This is a genomic window from Sphingomonas pokkalii, assembly GCF_003096275.1.
Classification (GTDB): Bacteria; Pseudomonadota; Alphaproteobacteria; order Sphingomonadales; family Sphingomonadaceae; genus Sphingomonas; species Sphingomonas pokkalii.
In genome coordinates this window covers 2,798,400-2,821,004 of record NZ_QENQ01000001.1, presented here as the reverse complement: position 1 = coordinate 2,821,004, position 22,605 = coordinate 2,798,400, and the positions used below count along the sequence as shown (strand labels likewise).

The 22,605-nt window shown below is 65.8% G+C and carries 22 protein-coding genes; 10 read left to right on the top strand and 12 right to left on the bottom strand.

All coding sequences use genetic code 11. From position 1 onward, the window contains the following. Position 1: 1 nt before the first annotated feature. The 11 genes from DD559_RS19840 to efp form a co-directional block, all read right to left on the bottom strand. Complete coding sequence (locus DD559_RS19840) at positions 2–169, bottom strand: hypothetical protein (RefSeq protein WP_157105594.1); 168 nt, start codon at positions 167–169, stop codon at positions 2–4. Further along, positions 169–837 (bottom strand): complex I 24 kDa subunit family protein, encoded by a 669-nt coding sequence (locus DD559_RS12920; protein WP_116469533.1) that lies wholly within the window; start codon positions 835–837, stop codon positions 169–171. Before DD559_RS12920 ends, DD559_RS19840 begins: the two co-directional genes overlap by 1 nt. Continuing rightward, a complete protein-coding gene (locus tag DD559_RS12915) occupies positions 837–1,175 on the bottom strand; it encodes a nuclear transport factor 2 family protein (RefSeq protein ID WP_116469532.1) in 339 nt (112 codons plus the stop codon). Before DD559_RS12915 ends, DD559_RS12920 begins: the two co-directional genes overlap by 1 nt. After that, entirely contained in the window at positions 1,172–2,401 is a 1,230-nt protein-coding gene (locus DD559_RS12910) for an NADH-quinone oxidoreductase subunit D (protein WP_116469531.1), read from the bottom strand. The genes DD559_RS12915 and DD559_RS12910 overlap by 4 nt, the downstream gene beginning before the upstream one ends. Then, positions 2,398–3,234 carry an NADH-quinone oxidoreductase subunit C gene (locus tag DD559_RS12905; RefSeq protein WP_116469530.1) on the bottom strand — a complete coding sequence of 279 codons (837 nt, stop codon included), beginning with the start codon at positions 3,232–3,234 and terminating at the stop codon, positions 2,398–2,400. Before DD559_RS12905 ends, DD559_RS12910 begins: the two co-directional genes overlap by 4 nt. Then, positions 3,231–3,770, bottom strand: coding sequence for a NuoB/complex I 20 kDa subunit family protein (locus DD559_RS12900; protein ID WP_066718245.1), 540 nt, complete (start codon positions 3,768–3,770; stop codon positions 3,231–3,233). The genes DD559_RS12905 and DD559_RS12900 overlap by 4 nt, the downstream gene beginning before the upstream one ends. Continuing rightward, on the bottom strand, positions 3,761–4,135 hold the full coding sequence (locus DD559_RS12895; protein WP_084580718.1) for an NADH-quinone oxidoreductase subunit A: 375 nt from the start codon (positions 4,133–4,135) through the stop codon (positions 3,761–3,763). Before DD559_RS12895 ends, DD559_RS12900 begins: the two co-directional genes overlap by 10 nt. Positions 4,136–4,265: 130 nt before the next feature. Continuing rightward, positions 4,266–5,660: a chemotaxis protein CheW gene (locus tag DD559_RS12890; RefSeq protein WP_116469529.1), complete on the bottom strand. Its 1,395-nt coding sequence runs from the start codon at positions 5,658–5,660 to the stop codon at positions 4,266–4,268. A gap of 2 nt (positions 5,661–5,662) precedes the next feature. Beyond that, positions 5,663–8,137 (bottom strand): methyl-accepting chemotaxis protein, encoded by a 2,475-nt coding sequence (locus DD559_RS12885; RefSeq protein ID WP_240610247.1) that lies wholly within the window; start codon positions 8,135–8,137, stop codon positions 5,663–5,665. A 119-nt stretch (positions 8,138–8,256) separates the two neighbouring features. After that, positions 8,257–9,072: an inositol monophosphatase family protein gene (locus DD559_RS12880; RefSeq protein ID WP_116469528.1), complete on the bottom strand. Its 816-nt coding sequence runs from the start codon at positions 9,070–9,072 to the stop codon at positions 8,257–8,259. Positions 9,073–9,192: 120 nt separating this feature from the next. Further along, positions 9,193–9,756: an elongation factor P gene (efp, locus tag DD559_RS12875; RefSeq protein ID WP_010545156.1), complete on the bottom strand. Its 564-nt coding sequence runs from the start codon at positions 9,754–9,756 to the stop codon at positions 9,193–9,195. Between the two features lie 376 nt (positions 9,757–10,132). On the opposite strand from efp, the gene DD559_RS12870 reads away from it, so the two are divergent. The 10 genes from DD559_RS12870 to DD559_RS12825 all read left to right on the top strand — a co-directional run bounded on the left by DD559_RS12870 (position 10,133) and on the right by DD559_RS12825 (position 21,115). Then, positions 10,133–10,855, top strand: a complete 723-nt coding sequence (locus DD559_RS12870; protein ID WP_240610246.1) for an AcvB/VirJ family lysyl-phosphatidylglycerol hydrolase — start codon at positions 10,133–10,135, stop codon at positions 10,853–10,855. Positions 10,856–10,942: 87 nt separating this feature from the next. Then, positions 10,943–13,534 carry a bifunctional lysylphosphatidylglycerol flippase/synthetase MprF gene (mprF, locus tag DD559_RS12865; RefSeq protein WP_116469526.1) on the top strand — a complete coding sequence of 864 codons (2,592 nt, stop codon included), beginning with the start codon at positions 10,943–10,945 and terminating at the stop codon, positions 13,532–13,534. A 57-nt stretch (positions 13,535–13,591) separates the two neighbouring features. Beyond that, entirely contained in the window at positions 13,592–14,461 is an 870-nt protein-coding gene (locus tag DD559_RS12860; protein ID WP_116469525.1) for an NAD(P)-dependent oxidoreductase, read from the top strand. A 72-nt stretch (positions 14,462–14,533) separates the two neighbouring features. Further along, a complete protein-coding gene (locus DD559_RS12855) occupies positions 14,534–14,800 on the top strand; it encodes a DUF6356 family protein (RefSeq protein ID WP_116469524.1) in 267 nt (88 codons plus the stop codon). Between the two features lie 22 nt (positions 14,801–14,822). Then, a complete protein-coding gene (locus tag DD559_RS12850; RefSeq protein WP_116469523.1) occupies positions 14,823–16,172 on the top strand; it encodes an FAD/NAD(P)-binding protein in 1,350 nt (449 codons plus the stop codon). A 51-nt stretch (positions 16,173–16,223) separates the two neighbouring features. Further along, the gene (hppD, locus tag DD559_RS12845) at positions 16,224–17,264 is read left to right on the top strand and encodes a 4-hydroxyphenylpyruvate dioxygenase (RefSeq protein WP_116469522.1); all 1,041 of its coding nucleotides are present in this window, start codon (positions 16,224–16,226) and stop codon (positions 17,262–17,264) included. A 265-nt stretch (positions 17,265–17,529) separates the two neighbouring features. Next, on the top strand, positions 17,530–18,807 hold the full coding sequence (gene hmgA / locus DD559_RS12840) for a homogentisate 1,2-dioxygenase (RefSeq protein WP_116469521.1): 1,278 nt from the start codon (positions 17,530–17,532) through the stop codon (positions 18,805–18,807). Between the two features lie 30 nt (positions 18,808–18,837). Then, on the top strand, positions 18,838–19,191 hold the full coding sequence (locus tag DD559_RS12835) for a Rieske (2Fe-2S) protein (protein WP_116469520.1): 354 nt from the start codon (positions 18,838–18,840) through the stop codon (positions 19,189–19,191). A 161-nt stretch (positions 19,192–19,352) separates the two neighbouring features. Then, positions 19,353–19,796, top strand: a complete 444-nt coding sequence (locus DD559_RS12830; protein WP_116469519.1) for a GNAT family N-acetyltransferase — start codon at positions 19,353–19,355, stop codon at positions 19,794–19,796. Positions 19,797–19,897: 101 nt separating this feature from the next. Beyond that, positions 19,898–21,115: a flavin monoamine oxidase family protein gene (locus DD559_RS12825; RefSeq protein WP_116470899.1), complete on the top strand. Its 1,218-nt coding sequence runs from the start codon at positions 19,898–19,900 to the stop codon at positions 21,113–21,115. On the opposite strand, the gene DD559_RS12820 is transcribed toward DD559_RS12825, so the two are convergent. Beyond that, positions 21,112–22,578: a flavin-containing monooxygenase gene (locus DD559_RS12820; RefSeq protein WP_116469518.1), complete on the bottom strand. Its 1,467-nt coding sequence runs from the start codon at positions 22,576–22,578 to the stop codon at positions 21,112–21,114. The two genes, DD559_RS12825 and DD559_RS12820, sit on opposite strands and share 4 nt — an antisense overlap. Positions 22,579–22,605 lie beyond the last annotated feature (27 nt).

Sequence of the window (22,605 nt, the reverse complement as noted above, 5' to 3'; positions counted from 1 at the left end):
CTTAGCGTCCCTTCCCGACCAGCTTCTGTACGAACAGATAGAAGACTACGGCCAGACCGATCAGGACCACTGTCCCGATCAAGTTAAATGCAAGCTTGAGCACCCAGCCGAGCACGACGATGCCGCCGATGATGGCCAGGATGGTGACGATGAGGCTGTTGCCCCGCATCACCATTCGCCCCGATAGTCATGGTTCTCGCCCACCATCGCGGTGAGCGTCGTCGGACCACCGAGCGGCTCGACGGTGTGGCGGCCCGGCTCCTGCGTGCCGGTCTTGGGGCTCTCGCCCTTGGCCAGCGCGTCGAGGATCGCGAGGGTGCGATCGTAATCGAGATCTTCGAAATTGTCGTCGTTGATCTGCACCATCGGCGCCGACGCGCAATTGCCCATGCACTCGACCTCGGTGAGCGTGAACAGCCCGTCCGCGGTGGTGTGGCCCTTCTTCAGGCCGCGCGACTTGCACGCGGCCATCACGTCGTCCGACCCGCGCAGCATGCACGGCGTCGTGCCGCAGACCTGCACATGGTAGCGGCCGACCGGCACCAGGTTGAACATGGTGTAGAAGGTCGCGACCTCGAACACGCGGATATAGGGCATGTCGAGTTCGCGGGCGACGAACTCGATCACCGGAACCGGCAGCCACCCTTGCGTGTTCGTCTCGGCACCCACCTGGCGCTGCGCCAGGTCGAGGAACGGGATGGTGCACGACATCTGGCGACCCGCCGGATAGCGCGACATGATCTCGCGCGCCTTCTCGGCATTGGCCGGCGTCCAGGCGAAATTGCCCCAGCGCGCGCGGACTTCCGCTTCGTCGGGGAGTTGGGGTGCGTCAGCCATCAGCGGATAAACTCCACCCGATCGACCTTGTCGTCGGAGAACGTATAAATGGACATCACCTCGAAGGGCTCGGCCTCGGGCGAGCGCGACACCTTCTCGTGCAGCACGACGGTCTCGCCGAGCGCATAGGAGGAGAGGATGTCGGCGCGGTTGTGCGGGAACTCGGCGAAAATCGCCTTCAACCCCGACCGCACGCCTTCGCGGCCCTCACGCAGCACGGCGCCGCGATAGGTCGCCTCGCAGGCGCCGTCGGTCATCAGTTCGACATAGCCGTCGGCATCCTGCGCGTTGTAGCGCGCGATCATTGCATGGGTCGTCGCGATACGGTCCGCGCTCAACGGTCGCACTCCCCGAACACGATGTCCATCGCGCCGAGAATGGCGGTGATGTCGGCGAGCATGTGGCCCTTGGACATGAAGTCCATCGCCTGCAGGTGGCTGAACGCGGTCGGGCGCACCTTGCAGCGATACGGCTTGTTGGTGCCGTCCGAGACAAGGTAAACGCCGAACTCGCCCTTGGGGCTTTCGGTCGCGACATACACTTCGCCCGCCGGCACGTGATAGCCTTCGGTGAAGAGCTTGAAGTGATGGATCAGCGCTTCCATCGACTGCTTCATCTCGCCGCGCTTGGGCGCACCGACCTTTCGGTCGAGCGTCAGGACCGGGCCTTCCGGCATGTCCTGGATGCACTGCTTGATGATGCGGGCCGACTGGTAGACTTCCTCGACGCGGACCATGAAGCGATCATAGCAGTCGCCGCGGGTGCCCACCGGGATCTCGAAGTCGACGCGGTCGTACACGTCGTACGGCTGCGCGCGGCGGATGTCCCAGGGGATGCCGGCAGCGCGGATCATCGGGCCGGAGAAGCCCCACTTGATCGCGTCCTCGCGGCTCACCGTCGCGATATCGACGTTGCGCTGCTTGAAGATGCGGTTCTCGGCGACTAGGCTAATCGCGTCGCCGAACAGCTGCGGCAGGCGCGTGTCGAGCCATTCCGCGATGTCGTTCAGCAACTTGACCGGCACGTCCTGGCGAACCCCGCCGACGCGGTAATAGTTCGAGTGCATGCGCGCGCCCGAAGCCCGCTCGAAGAAGTTCAGGCAGTCCTCGCGGATCTCGAACATCCACAGGTTCGGCGTCATCGCGCCGACGTCCATGACGTGCGAACCGAGGTTCAGCATGTGGTTGCAGATGCGGGTCAGCTCGGCGAACAGCACGCGGAGATACTGGCCGCGCAGCGGCACCTCGAGATCGAGCAGCTTCTCGACCGCGAGCACATAGCTGTGCTCCATCGCCAGCGGCGAGCAGTAATCGAAGCGATCGAAATACGGCAGCGCCTGGGTGTAGGTCTTGTACTCGATCAGCTTCTCGGTGCCGCGGTGGAGCAGGCCGACATGCGGATCGATGCGCTCGATGATCTCGCCGTCCAGTTCGGTGACGAGACGGAGCACGCCGTGCGCCGCGGGATGCTGCGGGCCGAAGTTGATCGTGTAGTTCGCGATCGAGGTATCGCCCGTCGCCGGGTCGATATCGCGCTCCATGATCTTGTCGACGGTATCGCTCATTTGTTCTGCCCTTCGCCCTTGGTCGGGACGACGTCCGGATCCTTGGGCTTCTCGCCGGGCTGGTTGCCCGGGTGCGGCTGACCGGCGCCGGTCTGGGCCGGGCTTTCGGTGGTCTTGGTGTCCTTGCCCTGCGCCGGCTCGCTCTTGGCGGCAGCGGTGTCGGCCTTGACGACCGCGTCGGCCTTGGCCGGGGTCGGTGCGCCCTTGGCCTCCGGCTGCGCGGCCTTCTCGTCGCCGGGGAGGACGTATTTGGCGCCTTCCCACGGGCTCATGAAGTCGAAGTTGCGGAAATCTTGGGCCAGGCTGACCGGCTCATAGACCACGCGCTTCGCCTCTTCCGAATAGCGCACTTCGACATACCCGGTCATCGGGAAGTCCTTGCGCAGCGGATGGCCCCGGAAACCATAGTCGGTCAGGATGCGACGGAGGTCGTCATTGCCCGAAAACAGCACGCCGTACATGTCGTATGTCTCGCGCTCGAGCCAGCCGGCGACCGGCCAGATGTCGGTCACGCTCGGCACCGGCTTTTCCTCGTCGGTGGTGACGCGGACGCGGATACGGTGGTTCCGGGTGAACGACAGGAGCTGGTATACGACGTCGAAACGCTCCGCGCGCTGCGGATAGTCGACACCGGCGATCTCGCTGAGCTGCTGGTACTCCAGGCCCGGCGTATCGCGCAGCGCGAGCATCGCGTCGCACAGCTTCTCGCGGACGACGGTGAGCGACACTTCGCCCACGGCATCCTTCGCCTCGACCAGCATGTCGCCGAGCGCGACCTTGGCCGCCTCGATCACACCGTCGTTCGCGGCATAGCGGGGAGCCGGCGCCCTCACCGGTCCAGGCTCCCGATGCGGCGGATCTTCCGCTGCAGCTGCATCACGCCGTAGAGCAGCGCCTCGGCGGTCGGCGGGCAGCCGGGGACGTAGATGTCCACGGGCACCACGCGATCGCAGCCGCGCACGACGCTGTAGCTATAGTGGTAATAGCCGCCGCCATTGGCGCAGCTGCCCATCGAAATCACGTATTTCGGTTCCGACATCTGGTCATAGACCCGGCGCAGCGCCGGGGCCATCTTGTTGCACAGCGTGCCCGCGACGATCATCACGTCCGACTGGCGCGGGGACGCGCGCGGGGCGGCGCCGAACCGCTCCATGTCGTAGCGCGGCATGTTGACGTGGATCATCTCCACCGCGCAGCACGCCAGACCGAAGGTCATCCACCAGAGCGAGCCGGTACGGGCCCACTGGAACAGCTCCTCGGTGGAGGTGACCAGGAACCCCTTGTCCGAAATCTCGGCATTGATGTCGTTCAGGAAGCCGACGTCCGGGAGCGTACCGGCCGGGGGCGGCGCCGAAAGCTCTACTCCCATTCCAGGGCTCCCTTCTTCCAGGCATAAATCAGGCCGAGCGCCAGCTCGGCGACAAAGATCATCATCGAAAACCACGCGGTCCAACCGAGTTTGAACACGCTCACCGCCCACGGATACAGGAAGGCGGCTTCCAGATCGAACACGATGAACAGGATCGCGACGAGGTAGAAGCGCACGTCGAACTGGCTGCGCGAATCCTCGAAGGCCGGGAAGCCGCACTCATATTCGGTGAGCTTTTCCGGCGTCGGCTTGTTCGTGCCGGTGAGGCGCGACACGAGCATCGGCAGGAACACGAACGTGCCCGAGAGCAACAGGGCGATCCCAAGGAATATCAGGATCGGCAGATATTGTGACAGGTCGACCAATGGCCTTCTCTTCTCGCGAATGCGGAATCTTGGGGGCGCTTCTAGGACCATGATCCCAGTGCGGCAAGGCCTGGAACCGGTGAGAATCATTCGCAATTGTTAAGGCGCGCTGAACGCGTCGCGCACACCTTCACCCAAGCGTATGAATCCGGATGGAATGCGCCCTGCCGTCGATCGTTGCGGGGACGAACTGCGCGTCCAGGCTGCCCCCCGGGACAGGGCAAGGTGCGGCGTTGACGATCGTCGCCAGGCGATACGCCAGGAAGCCGCGCGCCGACTCTCCGCTATTGCCACGCGCGATGATCAGCAGCTTCGCGTCTGCGGCATCGCTGCCAGGCTCGATCGTGTAGATCGAAACGGGCGTGCCGCGGTGATCACCGATCCCGCAAAGCCCGCCGCCGTCCTCGACGCGGGACGAGAGCCCGGTGAATGGCACCACCTCGCGAATGCCGTCAAGGGGCGCTGCGAGCAGCCGCGCGCCGGTATCGAACACCAGGAAGGCGTGGCCGCTGCGCCCCTCGCGCACCAGCGATCCGGTGCCGGTCGCCTCGGCCGGTGGCCGGCACAGTGCCGCCATCGCGACGATCGCGGCATCGGCACGCACCGCGTCGCTGTCGAGCACCAGGTTCTGGCCCTTGTCGGCATCGGTGACGATGCCCGAGAACAGCCGCGCCCGATCTGCAAGTGCCGCCGGGATCGGCCCCAGCCGGTCGATCGCGATCCGCGCGACGCTGCGAACGGACTCGACGTGCCAGCCGACGAACTGGTTCGGCGCGATCCGCAGCAGCACCACCGGTCCTTGCGAATCCTCGGGCGTCACGCCGTCGAGGCCCAGTGTCGCCAGATTGTTGAACACCCGCACATCGCGCCCGAGATAGCCGACCGAGCGCGCCCAGCCCGGCGCGGGCACGCGGCAGCGGCGCAGGCTGGAGGTGGGCGCCGTGCTTTCCACGAACTGGCTGTCGATCGCGATTTGTACGCCGGCTACCGTGACCAGCACGAAGGCGCGCACCCGCCCGAGCGCGGCAGGATCCTCGGCCGTCGCCGCGCTCCGCACCAGCGGCAGACCCGGCATGCCGAACAGCGCGCCCGGATCGAGGATGCCGACCAGCTGCTGCTCGCGCACAAAGGCACGATCGATCAGCCGCGTCGCCCCGCCGGAATCGAACAACTCGCGCACCGCCGAGCATGCGACTCGCTGCAAGCCCAGCACCGAATCGACCCGCAGGCCCAGCAGCGCCCCCTGGTGGCGCAAGACCACCACCGTGCCCCCTGCCCCAGGCCGGTCGCCAAAGCCGAGCATCGCAGCGATGTCGACCACGGGGATCACGTCGCCGCGCACGCCGATCGATCCGATCAGCGCCGGGTGATTGCCAAAGCAGGGCCCCAGTTCCAGCGGGCACGGCACCACCTCGCGCACCCCGTCGACCGGCACCGCCAGGTCGACGCCGCTCAGGCGCAGCAGCCCGAGGTCGAGATGACGCTGCGCACTCGCGCCCTGCCCTTCGCCCGTCGGCGGCGCCATGGTCAGATTCCCCGATGGGTGGAAGCCGCGAGTTCCCCGATCATCGCCACCACCCGGCCCGAGGTTTCGTGCTGCTCGGCAACCGACCGGGCGATGCCGCCGATCGCCTGGGTGGTCTTCTCCACGCAGCCGGCGATTTCCTCGAACGCGGCACGGGCCGAGCGCGAGCGATCGGTACCCTGGAGCACGCGTTCGCCCGACTCGCCGATCAGCCGGGTGATTTCCTCGGCGGCCGAGGCACTGCGCTCGGCCAGCTTGCGCACTTCCTCGGCGACGATCGAGAAGCCCACCCCGTGTTCGCCGGCGCGTGCCGCCTCGATCGCGGCATTGAACGCCAGCAGGTTGGTCTGGCCGGCAAGGTCGCCGATCACGTCGACGATGCTGGCGATCTTCTTCGACGATGCCGCCATCAGTTCCATCGACTCGATCGTGCTCTCGATCGCGCTGGTGCCCTGATCCGCTGCCGTCTGCGTATCGGTCGCCAGGCCGGTGGCACTGCACGCCCCCTCGCCGATCGCCCGGATCGCGTCGGAGAGCTTGCCGATCACCGCCTGCATCTCCTGCGTCTTGGCCGCGATCTTGCGCTCCAGCATCACCTGGTCGGTAACGTCATAGGCATATTTGATGACGCGGCAGGGATTGCCCTGCAGATCGAAGACCGGCGAGTAGCTCGCCTGGATGAACACGTCGCGATCATATTTGCCGATCCGGTGGAAGCGACCGGTCTGCCCTTCGCCCTTGTTCAGCGCGCGCCAGAAATCGCCATATTCCTTGGATTTCAGATAGGCGGGATCGCAGAACATCGAATGGTGGCGCCCCTGGATCTCGCGCAGCGAATAGCCCATGGTCGAAAGGAAGTTCTCGTTCGCGGTCAGGATTTCGCCGTCGAGGCTGAACTCGATCGTAGCGAGGCTGCGGTCCACTGCCTGTGCCCGGCTCGCGCCTTCCAGCGCCTCCTTCTTGCGTTCGGTGATGTCGGTGGCGAACTTGACCACCTTGATAACGTTGCCCAGCGCATCGAAGATCGGGTTGTAGGTCGCCTGCACCCAGATCTCGTCGCCCAGATGGTTGCGGCGGCGGAAATCGCCCGCGACGAACTCGCCATGCGCCAGATCCGCCCATAGCCGCGCATAATCGGTGGAGGCGACCAGTTCGGCGTCGCAGAACATCCGGTGATGCTTGCCCACCACATCTTCGCGGCGATAGCCGGTGACGCGCAGGAAGTTATCGTTCGCATCGAGCACCAGTCCCTCGGGCGAGAACTCGATCACGGCCTGGGCGCGATGGATCGCGTTTACCTTGCCTTCGAAATCGGCGTTGCGCAGCTTCTGTACCGTGACGTCATAGGCATATTTGACCACCTTGATCAGCTTGCCGTCGGCATCGACGATGGGATTGTAGGTCGCCTGGATCCAAACGCGGCGACCGCCCTTGCCCACGCGCGCAAATTCGCCCGCCTGGTATTCACCGGCGGCCAGCGATCGCCAGAAATCGGCATAGGCGGGCGATTTCACAAAGTCGGGATCGCAGAAGATGCGGTGATGCTTGCCGATCACCTCGCTGCGCTCATAGCCCATCGCCGCCAGGAACAGGTCGTTGGCCGCCACCACATGGCCGCTGGTGTCGAACTCGATCACCGCCGTGGAACGATCGATCGCCCCCAGCTTGCCGGCCGCCTCGGCGCTTTCGATCTGCTGCTTGGTCACGTCCATCGCGAACTTGACGATCTTCACCGGCAGTCCCTGATGGTCGAGGATCGGGTTGTAGGTCGCCTGGATCCAGCGATCGCTGCCGTCCTTGGCGATGCGCTTGTACAGCCCGCCGTCGAACTCGCCGCGCCCCAGCCGCTCCCAGAAACGGCGATAGGCAGGCGAGCGGGCATAGACCGGATCGCAGAAGATGCGGTGATGCTGGCCGATCACGTCCTCCGCCCGGTAGCCGAGCAGGTCGCAGAAATTCTCGTTGGCGCTCAGCACGCGACCGGAAAGATCGAATTCGATCATCGCCGTCGCGCGGCTGAAGGCACTGAGCACGCTGCGGTGCATCGCCGCCTCGGCCTGGGCGCCACGCACGTCGCGCGCAATCAGGACGACGCGCTGCACCTTGCCCTTGCCGTCGGTGACCGGCGCATAATGGCCCGCGATCCATGCGTCGCGGCCCTCGCAGCCGTTGCGGCGCGCGGTTTCCTCGATCGTCTCGCCGGCGCGGAGCCGATCCCAGAAGGCGGCATAGGTGGCGCTCGCCGCATAGTCGGCGTCACAGAAATAGCGATGGTGCTCGCCGATCACGGTCTCGAGCACGCATCCCATGGCATCGAGGAACAGCTGGTTGGCGCGGGTGAGGATGCCGTCCGGAGTGAATTCGGCCACCGCATAGAGCCGATCGAGCACTGCGCCGACATCGCGGCGATAGTCCTCGTCGGACCCGGCCGGCCCGTTTCCCAGCCCCGTCACTTCCATGTTCATCGCGCCGCTCATCCTGACTCGACCGGCCGGAAGCCGGTACAGTTTTCAGGACTTTATAGTGCCGGCGGACCATCGCCCGCCGGCAAAACGACGTTAACGAACGACCGTACGTAACCGTACGGAGCAGCGGATCAGCGCAGGGCCCCGGCAACCAGCTTGTGGAGCTTGGAATGCAGCACGTCATTCGCGGCAAGAAACTGGTTGCGCTGGATCGCCATGTCCTGGCCGCGATAGTCGGTGACATAGCCGCCTGCTTCCTTGACGAGCAACATGCCGGCAGCGACGTCCCAAAGCTTCAGATCGGATTCCCAGTAGCCATCGAACCGGCCGGCTGCCACCCAGGCAAGATCGAGCGCCGCCGAACCGAGGCGGCGGATACCGGCGACTTCGGGAGCAACCGCACCGAAGATCCGGCTCCATTCCGCGAAGTTGCCATGGCCCATGAACGGTATCCCGGTGGCGATCAGTGCCTCGAAAAGGTCTCGGCGCGCGGAGACACGCAGGCGCTGGTCCTGCAACCAGGCGCCGCGGCCTTTTTCGGCCCAGAAGCTCTCGTCCGTCAACGGCTGATAGACGAGACCGTGGGTGATCTCTGGCTTGCCCTGCGCGCCGTTCGGATCTTCCACCGCGATCGCGATGGAGAAGTGCGGGATACCGTGGAGGAAGTTGGTCGTGCCATCGAGCGGATCGACGATGAAGCGGGGCTTGTCCGGATCGCCCGGCAGTTCGCCGCCCTCCTCCGCCAGGATGCGCCAGTCAGGGCGCGCCTTGCGCAGTTCCTCGATCAGCGTCTGCTCGGCGCGCTTGTCGGCCATGCTCACGAAATCGGCCGGGCCCTTGCGGCTGACCTGCAGGTGCTGGACCTCGTTGAAGTCGCGACGCAGCCGCGGGGCCGCCTTGCGTGCGGCACGGTCCATGACGGTGAGAAGGCCGGAATGCGCTACCATATCAATCTCTCTCCCTGCCGCTGTTGCGGGGGACTAAGGAAGGCCTGACCCGAAAACGGGAAAAGGGGACGCAGGCCTGCCGTCCCCTTCCCTAACATAGGTTCGGCCGAAGCCGGCAGATCAGTCCGCCCGGCGGACGTAGGTCTGCTCGTACACATCGACGACGATGCGCGTGCCCGACGCGATGTGCGGCGGCACCATGATGCGCACGCCGTTGTCGAGCACGGCCGGCTTGTACGAGGACGAAGCCGTCTGGCCCTTCACCACCGCGTCGGCCTCGACGATCGTCGCTTCGATCGTGTCGGGCAGCTGCACGCTGATCGGCTCTTCGTCATAGAGCTCCATCAGCACGTCCATGCCGTCCTGCAGGAAGGCCGCGGCCTCGCCGAGCAGGTCGCGCGGCAGCGTCGTCTGGTCGTAGGTTTCCTTGTCCATGAACACGAGCATGTCGCCTTCCGGATACAGGAACTGGAAATCCTTGGTGTCGAGGCGCACGCGCTCCACGGTCTCGGCCGAGCGGAAGCGGACATTGTTCTTGCGGCCGTCGCGCAGGTTCTTCAGTTCGACCTGCATATAGGCACCGCCCTTGCCGGGCTGGGTGTGCTGGATCTTGACGGCGCGCCAGATGCCGCCTTCATATTCGATGATGTTGCCGGGACGGATGTCCACGCCGCTGATCTTCATGGATCGTGCCTGTTGTTGAGAAAGAGCTGAACGCGCCCCTTAGCTCCGGCCGGGCTTCGCCGCAAGCAGGGGATAGGGATCGCCGTTGCCGACACTATCACCTGCCGCTAGCAATAGCGCGCCACAGAGACACAGAAGGGATGGACAGGCGCTACCAGCCGTGCCCTACTGCCTGCATGCAGCCGATCATATCGGAATCGAAACAATATACGGCACAGCAAGGAGCACGCCGTTGCGGCGGGCGCATTGCTGCGCGCCGCGTCGATCCGGCCACCTCGCGGCGTATGTCCATTCCCGCGACCGGGCATCAGCGCCCGCGATGATGCCACACCACAACTCCGCCGCCCGAAATCCTCGCGTCGGCTGGAAGGCCTGGATGGCCGCACTGCTGGCGGCTGCGGCGCTGGCATGCCTGGGTATCTACTGGAGCGCGGGCTTCCTCGATCGTGATCCGGTGCATCTCTTCGCCATGCCGGCGACGCCGGGAACTCACAGCCCAACCGTGGCCGCCGTCTTCTTCTCCGGCGACATGGGGTTACGCTACGGCATGGGTTCCTATGTCGTCGACGCGCTGGCCGGTTCGGGCGTGCCGGTCTATGCCATCGCCAGTTCCACTGCCTTTGCCAGGCGTCGGACCCATATGGACGTTACTGCGATGGTGGCCGATGCGGTGCGGCAGGCGATGCGCCGTTCCGGTGCCGACAAGGTCGTGGTGGTCGGCCAATCCTTTGGCGCGGACATGGTGCGCGTGGGCCTAGCCGAGCTGCCCCTCGAGCTTCGCTCCCACGTGGCGGCGCTGGTGCTCATCGTGCCGGGCACGAACGCCTATTTCCGCGCCGATCCGCTGGGCCTGGCCTATATCGGCACGCCCGATGCGGACGCTGCCGAGGCCCGCGCACTGGATTGGCTGCCGGTTGCCTGCATTCGCGGCGCCGACGAGGCGGACAGTCTGTGCCCCACCCTGCTTTTGCCCAACGTACGGCGCATCACCCTGCCCGGCGGTCATTTTCTGCGCATGGACCATGACCTGCTGGTGCGCAGCGTATTCAGTGCGCTCGCTCCCGTTCTAGGCGCCCATATGGACTCCCCTTCCCTCTGAGAGACGCCATCGATCGCTTTCCGCCGGCCGATTGCGCCCATGCAAGCCCGGCGATAAGGACACGCCCAGCGTCCCCGGGGGAATGAGATGCAGACTATGCGAACGGACGCATCGGAGGAACCGGGGGCAGCATCGCCGGGCCTGGTCGCTTGGCTTTCGCGGCATCGCCGCGCCTTGCTGATCGTCCTGGCACTGACCGTGACGCTGCTGGGCTTCGAAGCGGTTCGGAGCATCCTCGTGGAAGTGCATCTCCGCGATGTTCGCCAAGCCCTGCACCGGGTCGACGCATCGCGGCTTGCCATTGCGCTGGGCCTGACCATTGCTTCCTACTTGGCGCTTACCTTGTACGATTGGTTCGCGGTCCGCACGATCGGCTATGCGCTGCCGTGGCGGACGGCGGCACTCGCCTCCTTCACCAGCTACACGATCAGCCATAATCTCGGCCTGTCGCTATTGACCGGCGGCAGCGCCCGGTTGCGCGCCTATCAGGCGGCCGGGCTCGACTTTGCCGACGTCGCACGGGTGACGCTGATCGCTTCCGGCACCTTCTGGGGCGGCGTAACGGCCGTAACGGCCGTCGCGCTGCTTTCGATCCAGCACCCCTTGGCAGTGGCAGGCCAGCTACTTCCGCTCGGGCTGCTGCACGGCCTCGGCGCGGTGCTCGGTCTCGCCATCCTCTTGATCTTCTTGCTGCGCACGCGGGGTATGGCCTCGCTTCGGCTGGGCACTGTCACGCTGCCCCTGCCCCGCCCGCGGCTGATGGCAGGCCAGATCGGAATCGCCGCACTCGACCTCGCCTGCGCCTCCGCTGCGCTGTTCGTCCTGGTGCCCAATGCCGATCCTGCGCTGATCGGCAGCTTCTTCCTGGCCTATGTGATTGCCATCGTCCTCGCCCTCGTCACGCACGTACCCGGCGGGATAGGCGTATTCGAAGCGGCGATGCTCGCGCTGGTCCCGATCGGCCGTAGCGACCTGTTCGCCGCATTGCTGCTCTACCGGGTGATCTATTACCTACTTCCGCTGCTCGCGGCCGGCGCCCTGCTCGTCGCGATCGAGGGCCGGCGGCTGCGACATCCGATCGCCGCGGGCCTTGGGATTGCGCACCGCATCGGACAGACGCTTGCGCCACCCTTATTGGCACTGCTGGTGTTCGGCGGTGGGCTGGTACTGCTGATTTCCGGCGCGCTGCCGCCGGCCCATGGCCGGATGCATCCGCTGCACGCGCTGCTCCCGCTGCCTTTCGTCGAGGCTTCGCATTTCGCCGCCAGCCTTGTCGGCACAGCCTTGCTGCTGACGGCACCGGCGGTGCAGGCGCGGCTCAAGAGCGGTTTCCACGCGGCAAGGCTGCTGCTGGTCGCGGGCGCGGCCTTCTCGCTGCTGAAAGGCGTGGATTACGAGGAGGCCACCGTACTTCTGATGGTGGCAGGCTTGCTGCAATATGCCCGCCCGGGCTTTTATCGCAACGCCGGCATCGGCGCCGCACCGGTAGCGCGATGGTGGTGGGCAGCCGCGCTGATCGCTCTGCTGCTCAGCGCCTGGGCGGGCTTCTTCGCCTATAAGCGCGTGCCATACAGCGAAGATCTATGGTGGGATTTTGCCTGGCGTGGCAACGCCCCGCGCTTCCTGCGCGCCACGCTGGGAGCGACGATGCTGCTGCTCGGCTGGGCATTCTGGCGGTTGATGTCGGCATCCCCCCGTATCGGCGGACAGCAAACCCTCGACACCGAGGTCGCGGCACGTGCAATGGCCTCGATCAGCCGGGCAGACGCAATGCTCGCATTTACCGGCGACAAGGACTTCCTCGTCTCCACCTCGCGCGACGCCTTTCTGATGTACCGCGTACAAGGCCGCACCTGGGTGGTAATGGGCGACCCGGTCGGCCCCGAAGAGGCATGGTCCGAACTCATCTGGGAAATCCGCCGCCGCTGCGATGCAGCGCGGGGGCGGCTGTGCCTGTTCCAGGTCAGTGCAGCGATGCTGCCGCTGGTGGTCGAACTCGGCCTCCAGCCACTGAAATATGGCGAGGAAGCGGTGGTCGACCTTCACCAAGGCTATGATCTGAAAGGCGGCCAGTTCAAGTCGCTTCGCTATTCGGTGAAGCGCGCCACCAGCGAAGGGCTGGTGTTCGAAGTGGTCCCCGCCACGCAGGTCTCCGCGCTGCTTCCCGCGCTGCAGCGCGTGTCCGACGCTTGGCTCCACGACAAGCCCGGCGCGGAGAAGCGATTCAGCCTAGGCCGCTTCGATCCGGATTATCTCTCGCGCTTCGATTGCGCCGTGCTGCGACTGGAAGGTGAGATCGTCGCCTTCGCCAATATCTGGGAGACGCCCAATCGCGAGGAAATATCGGTCGACCTGATGCGCCACCTGCCGGACACGCCCTATGGCGCGATGGACCTGTTGTTCGTGCGGCTGCTGCAATATGGCGCGGCGCAAGGGTTCGCGCGGTTCAACCTCGGCATGGCGCCGCTATCGGGCCTGAAGCCGGGACCCCTTGCTCCGATCTGGTCGCGGCTGGGGGCGGCGGTCTATGGCCATGGCGAGCGGATTTATGGTTTTTCCGGCCTGCGATCGTTCAAGCAGAAGTTCGGCCCCAGTTGGGTGCCTCGCTATATCGGTACGACCCCGGGCGTGTCGGTGCCGCGGGCGTTGATCGACGCAGCGGTGCTGATTGGCGGATAGCCCCTTGGGTTCCCCGAGCGGCACCCCACATGCTGCAACGCAACCAAGGAGAAACGCATGGACCTCGCATTCCTCGGGCTCGGACAGATGGGAATCGGCATGGCGAGCGCGCTGCTCGACGCCGGGCATACACTCACCGTCTGGAACCGCTCGCCCGACAAGGCCGCACCGCTGACTGAACGTGGCGCCCGCCTCGCCCGCACGCCCCGCGAAGCCGCCGATGGCGCACAGGCGGTGTTGACCATGGTAGCGGACGATGCCGCGCTCGCCGCGATCCTCGATGGCGAAGACGGTGTGCTGGCCGGAATGGCGCCGGGCGCGCTGCACCTTTCCCACAGCACCATCGCGGTCGCCACCGCCGACGCGCTGGCCACGCGCCATGCCGAAGCCGAGCAGCACTTCGTTTCCGCACCCGTTTTCGGGCGCCCGCCGGTCGCCGCGCAGGGCAAGCTCGCCATCGTCGCCGCCGGTGCGCCCGAGGCGATGGATGCCGCGGCGCCGATCCTCGAAGCACTTGGCCGCGTGACCTTCCCGATGGGCGACAAGCCCTCGGCTGCCAACCTGGTGAAGCTGGCCGGCAATTTCATGATCATGGCTACCGTCGAAGCCTATGGCGAGGCGATGTCACTCGGCGAGAAGGGCGGCGTGGCGCGCGAGAAGATGCTGGAGGTGTTCGCCGGCACGATCTTCGACGGTGCGATCCACAAGGTCTATGGCCCGCCCATCGCCGAGCGCCGCCACCGCCCGGCGGGCTTCACCGTGCCGTTGGGGCTGAAGGACATGCGCCTCGCCGGCGAAGCGGCGAAGGCCGTTGGGGCGAAACTGCCGTTGCTCGACCTCGTCAGCACACACCTCGCCGAAACCATGGCCGTGGAAGGCGAGGATGTCGACGTGACTGCGCTGGCAGAGACGATCGCCAAACTCTGACGATCCCAAGGGCGGCGCGCTTCAGCCACGCCCGCCCTTTCCAAGCAGCGGAAAGCCGCGTACAATTCCTATATGATCGATAGGCTTTTTATCGCCCATCCCCGCAGTGTCGGCGAAAGCTATGGCGAACATGCGGCTACTGCCGCGCGGTTCGGCGTTACGATGATGGTGGGCGGAGCGGCCTGCCTCGTCCATGCGGTGCTGCCGTTCCTGTTCGTGCGGACTGCCAGCGATTCGGTGAAGCGGCTCTATGCGCAGATGAAGGCGCGCCAGCCCGCCTTCGCCGAGCAGAAGCCCGCCTTCCAGCAACCCGAATGGCAGCTCGACTACGAAATCTGACAAGGGCTTGGGGGGCCACACCATGATCGAACACGTCGCCATCATCGGCGCGGGCTTTTCCGGCACACTCCAGGCGATCAACCTGATCCGCCACGAAGGGCCGCGTGCTACGCTGATCGAGCGCGCACCGGTGGCGGGCACCGGCCTCGCTTATGGTGCCGCCCATCCCTCGCATCTGCTCAACGTTCGCGCCGCGAACATGAGCGCATTCCCGGACGATCCCAGCCATTTCGTGCGCTGGCTGGAGGCGCGCGGCATGGAGAACGCCACCGCCAGTTTCGTTCCCCGCCGCGTATACGGTGCGTATCTTCGGGAAATGCTGGAGCAGGCCCTCGCCCGCTATCCCGATCGGTTGCGGCTTGTACATGGCGAAGTGGAGGATGTGACCCTCGACCCGGACGGCGCGACACTCCGGCTTTCGGACGGTACGTTGCACGCCGATGCCGCGGTGCTCGCGGTTGGCAACCTGCCGCCCCACGATCCGCCGGGCCTAGACGCCACGACACTATCAGAGACCCGATACAATGGAGACCCCTGGGACCCGCGCGTTCCCGATGGATTGGCCGACGACGATACGGTGCTGGTGATCGGCACGGGCCTAACCATGGTCGATGTCGCACTGCTGCTGGAGGCGCGCGGGTTCGGTGGCAGGATCATCGCCGTTTCCCGCCGAGGCCTGCTTCCCCGCCCCCATGCGGCCGGGCAGGACTGGGAGAGGATCCGCGAGCGGCCGCAGACCCAGGCCTCCGCGCTTGTCCGCACCGTTCGCGCGCGCACTGCGCAGATCGGCTGGCGCAACGCGGTCGACGAACTCCGTCCCTTCACCCAGCCGATGTGGGCCAACGCAAGCGAGGAGGAGCGCGCCCGCTTCCTGCGACACCTGCGCCCTTGGTGGGACGTCCATCGCCACCGCCTCGCGCCGGAGGTCCATGCCCGGCTGCAGGCGCTGATCGATCGCGGCCAGTTGAAAGTCGTCGCCGCAAAGACGCTCGGCTTTGCCGAAGGGCCGGACGGTATCGCCGTCACGCTACGCCCGCGTGGGCAGAATACAGCAGAGACGATCCTCGCCCAGCGCATCGTCAACTGCACCGGCCCGCTCGGCGACCTTGCGCGCACGCGCGAGCCGCTGCTCCAGCGCCTTGCCGAGCGCGGGGTGATCCGCCCCGATCCCGCGCATATCGGCATCGATGTCGACAATCAGGGCCAGACGATCGCCGCCGACGGCCGCGCCAATGCCAACCTCTATGCCCTTGGCCCGATGACCCGCGGTGCCTTCTGGGAAATCGTCGCGGTACCCGATATCCGTACCCAGACCTGGGCCGTCGCCCGCCGCCTGTCCAATGCACACTGGGTCGGCGGCGAGGGTTTATGACGAACTGGTAACATTTGACACTAAATCGGGAGTTGGGGTATCAGGTCGTTCATGACCGATACCGCCAATCCGCTCGGCCTTAACGGCTTCGAGTTCGTGGAGTTCACCTCGCCCGATCCGGACGCGATGGCGCGCCAGTTCGAGCAGTTGGGCTTCGTTGCCAGTCACCGCCACCCGCGCAAGAACATCACGCGCTACAAGCAGGGCCGCATCAACCTGATGCTCAACCGCGACGATGCCGGCCGCGTCGCCGCCTTCCGCGGCGAGCATGGCCCCTCGGCCAGCGCGATGGCGTTCCGCGTGGCAGACCCCAAAAAGGCGATGGAATGGGCGCTCGCCCACGGCGCCAAGCCGACGGACGAGGACGATACGGTCATCCAGGGCATCGGCGGTTCCTATCTCTACTTCATCCAGGACGAGACCGACCTCTATGCCGACTGGGCCGAGTTCCCGGGCTGGCGCGAGGCGGAGGCGGAGAACAGCGTCGGGCTCGACCTGCTCGACCACCTCACCCACAATGTCCGCCGCGGCCAGATGCGCGTGTGGAGCGAATTCTACCGCACGCTCTTCGGCTTCGAGGAGCAGAAGTATTTCGACATCAAGGGCAAGGCGACAGGGCTGTTCAGCCAGGCGATGATCGCGCCCGACAAGGCGATCCGCATCCCGCTCAACGAGAGCCAGGACGACAACAGTCAGATCGAGGAATTCCTCCGCGAGTATAATGGCGAGGGCATCCAGCACCTCGCGCTGACGACGGACGACATCTACGACACGGTGGAGCGCCTGCGCGCCCGCGGCGTAAAGCTGCAGGACACGATCGAGACCTATTACGAGCTGGTCGACAAGCGCGTCCCCGGTCACGGCGAGGACCTCGAGCGGCTGCGCAAGAACCGCATCCTGATCGACGGTTCGGTGGCGAACGAAGAGGGCATCCTGCTCCAGATCTTCACCGAGACCATGTTCGGACCGATCTTCTTCGAGATCATCCAGCGCAAGGGCAACGAGGGCTTCGGCAACGGCAATTTCCAGGCGCTGTTCGAGAGCATCGAGCTCGACCAGATCCGCCGCGGCGTCATCAAGGTCGACGCCTGACACGTTCGGAGAGGGAGAGAGCCGGGGGTGCCGCCGCAGGAACAGCATGGCATACCCGGCCCCATTCCTTGCCCGTTGGGACCGGCCAGCCGCAGCCCCATACCCACCGTCATCCCCGCGAAGGCGGGGATCCATTGGCGCAGGTGGCGCGGTTCCTGCCCCAATCGTCCTGGCAAATGGATTCCCGCCTTCGCGGGAATGACGAAATTGGGCCAATAAGCCCCCAAGAGGCGGTAGCCTCCCGAGGAGGAGGAGGAGGAGCAGGATGACCCACTATTTCCCCGGCTTCGGCAATCATGTCTCCACCGAGGCAGTCCCCGGCGCGCTGCCGATCGGGCGCAACAGTCCCCAGCGCCCGCCCTATGGCCTCTATGCCGAGCAGCTTTCCGGTACCGCCTTCACCGCGCCGCGCGCCGAAAACCGCCGATCCTGGCTCTACCGCCTGCGCCCCAGCGCCGAGCATCCGCCCTATCGACCGTATGACGGGGCGCCGCGCTTTTCGCCGCCCACCCCGGTCAGACCGCTCGCGCCCAATCGCCTACGCTGGGACCCGATCCCCGCCCCCGCCGCGCCGGTCGACTGGATCGACGGCATGGAGACGATGCTCGCCACGCGCGACCCCGCCGACCTCGAAGGCGTTGTCGTCCACCGCTATGCCGCCAATCGCGACATGGACACGCGTGCCTTCGTCAACGCCGACGGCGAACTGCTCTTCATCCCCCAGGCCGGCGCGCTTACGCTGCTGACCGAGCTCGGCCGGATCGACATCGCCCCCGGCCACATCGCGGTGATCCCCCGCGGCATCCGCTTCCGCGTGCTGCTGCCCGAGGGCAGCGCCGCCGGCTATGTCGCCGAGAATTTCGGTGCGCCCTTCCGCCTGCCCGACCTGGGGCCGATCGGCGCCAACGGCCTCGCCAATCCGCGCGATTTCGAAACGCCCGCCGCCTGGTTCGAGGATCGCGACGCGCCGATCGCGCTTGTGCAAAAGGCCTTGGCAAGTCTGTGGATAACCACCCTGCCCCACAGCCCGCTCGACGTGGTGGCGTGGCACGGCAATCTCGCCCCCTATCGCTACGATCTCGCCCGGTTCAACACGATCAACACGGTGAGCTTCGACCATCCCGACCCATCGATCTTCACCGTACTCACCTCGCCCAGCACCGTCGCGGGCCGGGCGAACGCCGATTTCGTGATCTTCCCGCCGCGCTGGATGGTCGCCGAGGACACGTTCCGCCCGCCCTGGTTCCACCGCAACGTGATGAGCGAGGCGATGGGCCTGATCCACGGCGCCTATGACGCGAAGGCAGAGGGCTTCGCGCCCGGCGGCCTGTCATTGCACAACATCATGGCCGGCCATGGCCCTGATGTGGCGAGCTGGCGCGGGGCGACCGAGGCGGTGCTGCAACCGCACAAGATCGATGGCACCATGGCGTTCATGGTCGAGACTTGCTGGCCCTATCGTCCGACCGAACACGCGCTCGCCCATGCGCAGCCGGATTATGACGCGGTTTGGGATGGGTTTCCGAAGGCGAAGCTGCCTTGAGGATCTGCCCGGAAACGGGGAGGATCTAAGGTGGAGCGCCTCACCGCCACCCCCGCCGGCATTACCCTCGGCCCGCTGGCGCTTATCGCCGACGGCACCGCCCGCAACTTCGTGCTGGAGATGCGGGCCGGGCGCTTCCACGGCTTCATCGTTCGGCAGGGCGATGCCGTCTTCGGCTATGTCGACCGCTGCGCCCACATGCCCGTGCCCCTCAGCCAGCAACTCGATGCCTACCTCACCCCGGATGGCACGCATATCCAGTGCAGCTGGCACGGCGCCCTGTACCGGATCGACGATGGCCGTTGCGTCGGCGGGCCCTGTACCGGCGCGCAGTTGCTCCTCTGGCCGGTCGGCGTGCAGGATGGAATGCTGATCACCCGTTAACTGTACCAGGCTTGGTCATGTCAGCCCAGGACAAGGCTTGCGTTGCTGCCTGCGCGCCCGGATAGGAAAGGCGTGGCGATCGATCGTGCCACCAAGGTGAAGGACGAAGCAGGGCCTATGTCGATACCCACCGGGCGGCCGGCTTGATAATCCGGGACGCCATGGCAGCAGATCTGCCAGCGCTGATTGCCTTGCTCGACGACGATACGCTCAGTCGCGGGCGTGAGGATCCTTCGCTGCCGCTCGCCGCTTCGTATCGCGCTGCCTTCGCTGCGATCGAGCGGGATCCAAACCAGCGACTGATCGTCGCGGAAGCCAACGGCGAGATCGTGGGGACCATGCAGCTCAGTTTCCTGCCGGGCATCGCCTTTCGCGGCGCCTGGCGCGGCCAGATCGAAGCGGTGCGGATTGCGACGCCTCTGCGCGGCAGCGGGCTGGGCACGCAAATGATTGAATGGGCGGTGGAACGCTGCCGCGAACGCGGATGCCGCATGGTGCAGTTGATGTCGATGCGCGAGCGCACCGATGCCCATCGCTTCTATGAACGCCTCGGCTGGTCGAAAAGCCATTACGGCTTCAAGCGCAAGCTCGAACAGGAGGGGTAATTGGCGGGAATCACCGTCCCGGCATTGCCGCTCGGCACCGCTGAGCACGCCGGATCGCACCAGCAAGCGGCGCGATGCCGCAGGAGGCGCAATTGAGCGGGATGCGCGATGTGGACATCGTGGTGATCGGTGGCGGCGCCGCCGGGATCGGCGCGGCACGCACGCTGGCCGACGCCGGGATCGACGTGCTGCTGATCGAAGCCGGAACCCGGTTGGGAGGGCGAGCCCGTACGGAGCATGTCGCGGGCATGGCGCTCGACCTTGGCGCCGGCTGGCTGCATTCGGCGGAGCATAATCCCTGGGTCGAACTGGCCGCGTTGCATGGCTTCGCGCTCGACCGTACGCTGCCGCGCTGGCGGGAACAATGGCGTCAGCTTGGCTTTTCCAAGGCCGAGCAGGAGGCTGCGGCCAAGGCCCAGGCGGACTTCGAGGCGCGGTTGCGTGCCGCTCCGCCGGCGGACGACCGCGCCGGCGCCGCGTTACCGCCGGGTTCGCCCTGGGCCAACTGGATCGATACGATCAGCGGGTTCGTCACCGGTACGGCGACGACCAAGCTCTCGGCCGCCGATTACCTCGCCTATGCGAACGCGGCCACCGACACCGACTGGCGGGTTCCGGAAGGCTATGGCACGCTCGTCACCACCGTGGCGGCCGGGTTGCGCACGGCGCTGGCGACGCCGGTAATCGGAATCGATCGCTCCGGCGTTCGACTGACCATCGAAACGCCACGCGGCGCCGTCAGCGCGGCCAAGGCCATCCTTACCGTATCGACGGACGTGCTGGCGCGCGGAGCCATCTCCATCAGCGGCCACGACGAGATTTTGCACGCAGCCGCCGCCCTCCCGCTTGGTCTGGCCGACAAGCTGTTCCTCGCAATCGGTCAACGCGAAGAGGATCTGGAGGCGAACGCACACTTGCTCGGCGACATCCGCAGCACGATCACCGGTGCGTATACGTTACGTCCCTTCCGCAGGCCGGTGATCGAATGCATGTTCGGTGGCGAAGGCGCGCGCGAGATGGCCGATCGCGGCCTTCAGGGCGCGGCGGACTTCGCGGTGGAGGAACTATGCGGGCTGCTCGGCGGCCAATGGCGTCGGCGCCTGACCCTGCTGGCGGGATCGGCCTGGAGTCGTGAAACGCACATCCAGGGCGGCTATAGCCACGCCCTGCCCGGCCGCGCTGCCGCACGAAAGGTCCTGGCAACGCCGATCGATCCGCGGATCCGCTTCGCAGGCGAGGCGTGCTCGCCGAACGAGTTCTCAACCGTCCATGGCGCCTACAAAACGGGCGTCGACGCAGCCCGCGCGCTGATCGATTAGGCCGCTCGCCGCCGGGCCGGCTCCGGGTTCGAAAACACCAGTTCGTCATCGATCCGACCGAAACGCAGCGCCAGCAGATCCCGCGTATAGCTCTGATGTACGCGCCACGGGGCTCTATGCCCCTGGCGCGGCAGGATTTCCGCCACGCGCTGGATATAACCCGACGTGAAGTCGACGAACGGCGTTGGCGTCACCGGCGCCTGGGGCTCTGGCGTGACCTGTCGCATCCCACGCCGCGCCATGCGATTTAGCAGCCGAACCACATGGCTGGCGGTCAGATCCGCCTTCAAGGTCCAGCTGGCGTTGGTATAGCCGAAGGCGATCGCGAAATTGGGCACACCCGAAAACATCATGCCCTTGTAGGCGATCCGATCGGGCCAGTGGATCGCCGCGCCGTCCACCGTCACCGGGATGCCGCCCATTAATTGCACTTCCAGCCCCGTCGCGGCGACGATCAGATCGGCCGGCAATGTCTTTCCCGATTTCAGAGCGATCCCGTCGGCGGTGAAGCGGGCCACGTGATCGGTCACCACATCTGCGCGCCCCTCGCGGATCGCGACGAATAGATCCCCATCAGGAATCAGGCATAGCCGCTGGTCCCAAGGGTCGTAGCGCGGTGTGAAATGCGTAGCGACGTCATAACCGTGCTGCAATTCGCAGCGCACCATATCCACCAGACGCGCTTTCGCCTTTTCCGGGTGCCTGCGGGCCAGCCGAAAGAAATACTGGTTCAGCAGCACATTCTTCCACCGGGTGACCGCGTAGGCCGTACTTTCGGGCAAGTGCCGCCGCAGCCAGTTCGCGATGCCGTCAAGCGATGGCCGTGCGACGATGTAGGTGGGCGATCGCTGTAGCATGGTAACATGCGCCGCCTGCTTCGCGAGCTCCGGTACCAGCGTGACCGCGGTCGCACCGCTGCCGATCACCACGACCTGCTTGTCCGCATAGTCGATATCCGGCGTCCAGAATTGCGGATGCACGATGCGTCCGCGAAAATCCGCCTGTCCGGCAAAGTCCGGCATGTGGCCGCGCGCGTAATCATAATAGCCTGCGCACAGGAACAGGAAGCTGCAGCTGAATTGCCGCGTCCGCCCCTCGGCTTCCACCGTTACCGTCCACAAGGCCTCTTCGCTGGACCAGGCAGCCGCAGTCACGCGGTGTCGATAACGGATATGCCGATCGATGCCGAACTCGCGCGCCGTATCCTCCAGATAGCGCAGGATCGCGTCTCCGTCCGCGATCGCCTTTTCGCCGGTCCAGGGCCGAAAGGAAAAGCCCAGCGTGAACATATCGGAATCCGAACGGATACCGGGATAGCGGAACAGATCCCAGGTGCCACCCAGCCGCTCCCGACTTTCCAGGATCGCATAGGTCCGTCCCGGACAATGGGTTTGCAGATGATACCCCGCCCCGATCCCGGAAATTCCCGCGCCTACGACAAGTACGTCGAAATGTTCGCGCATCTACCGCCTCTCCTGACGGCATCGTTG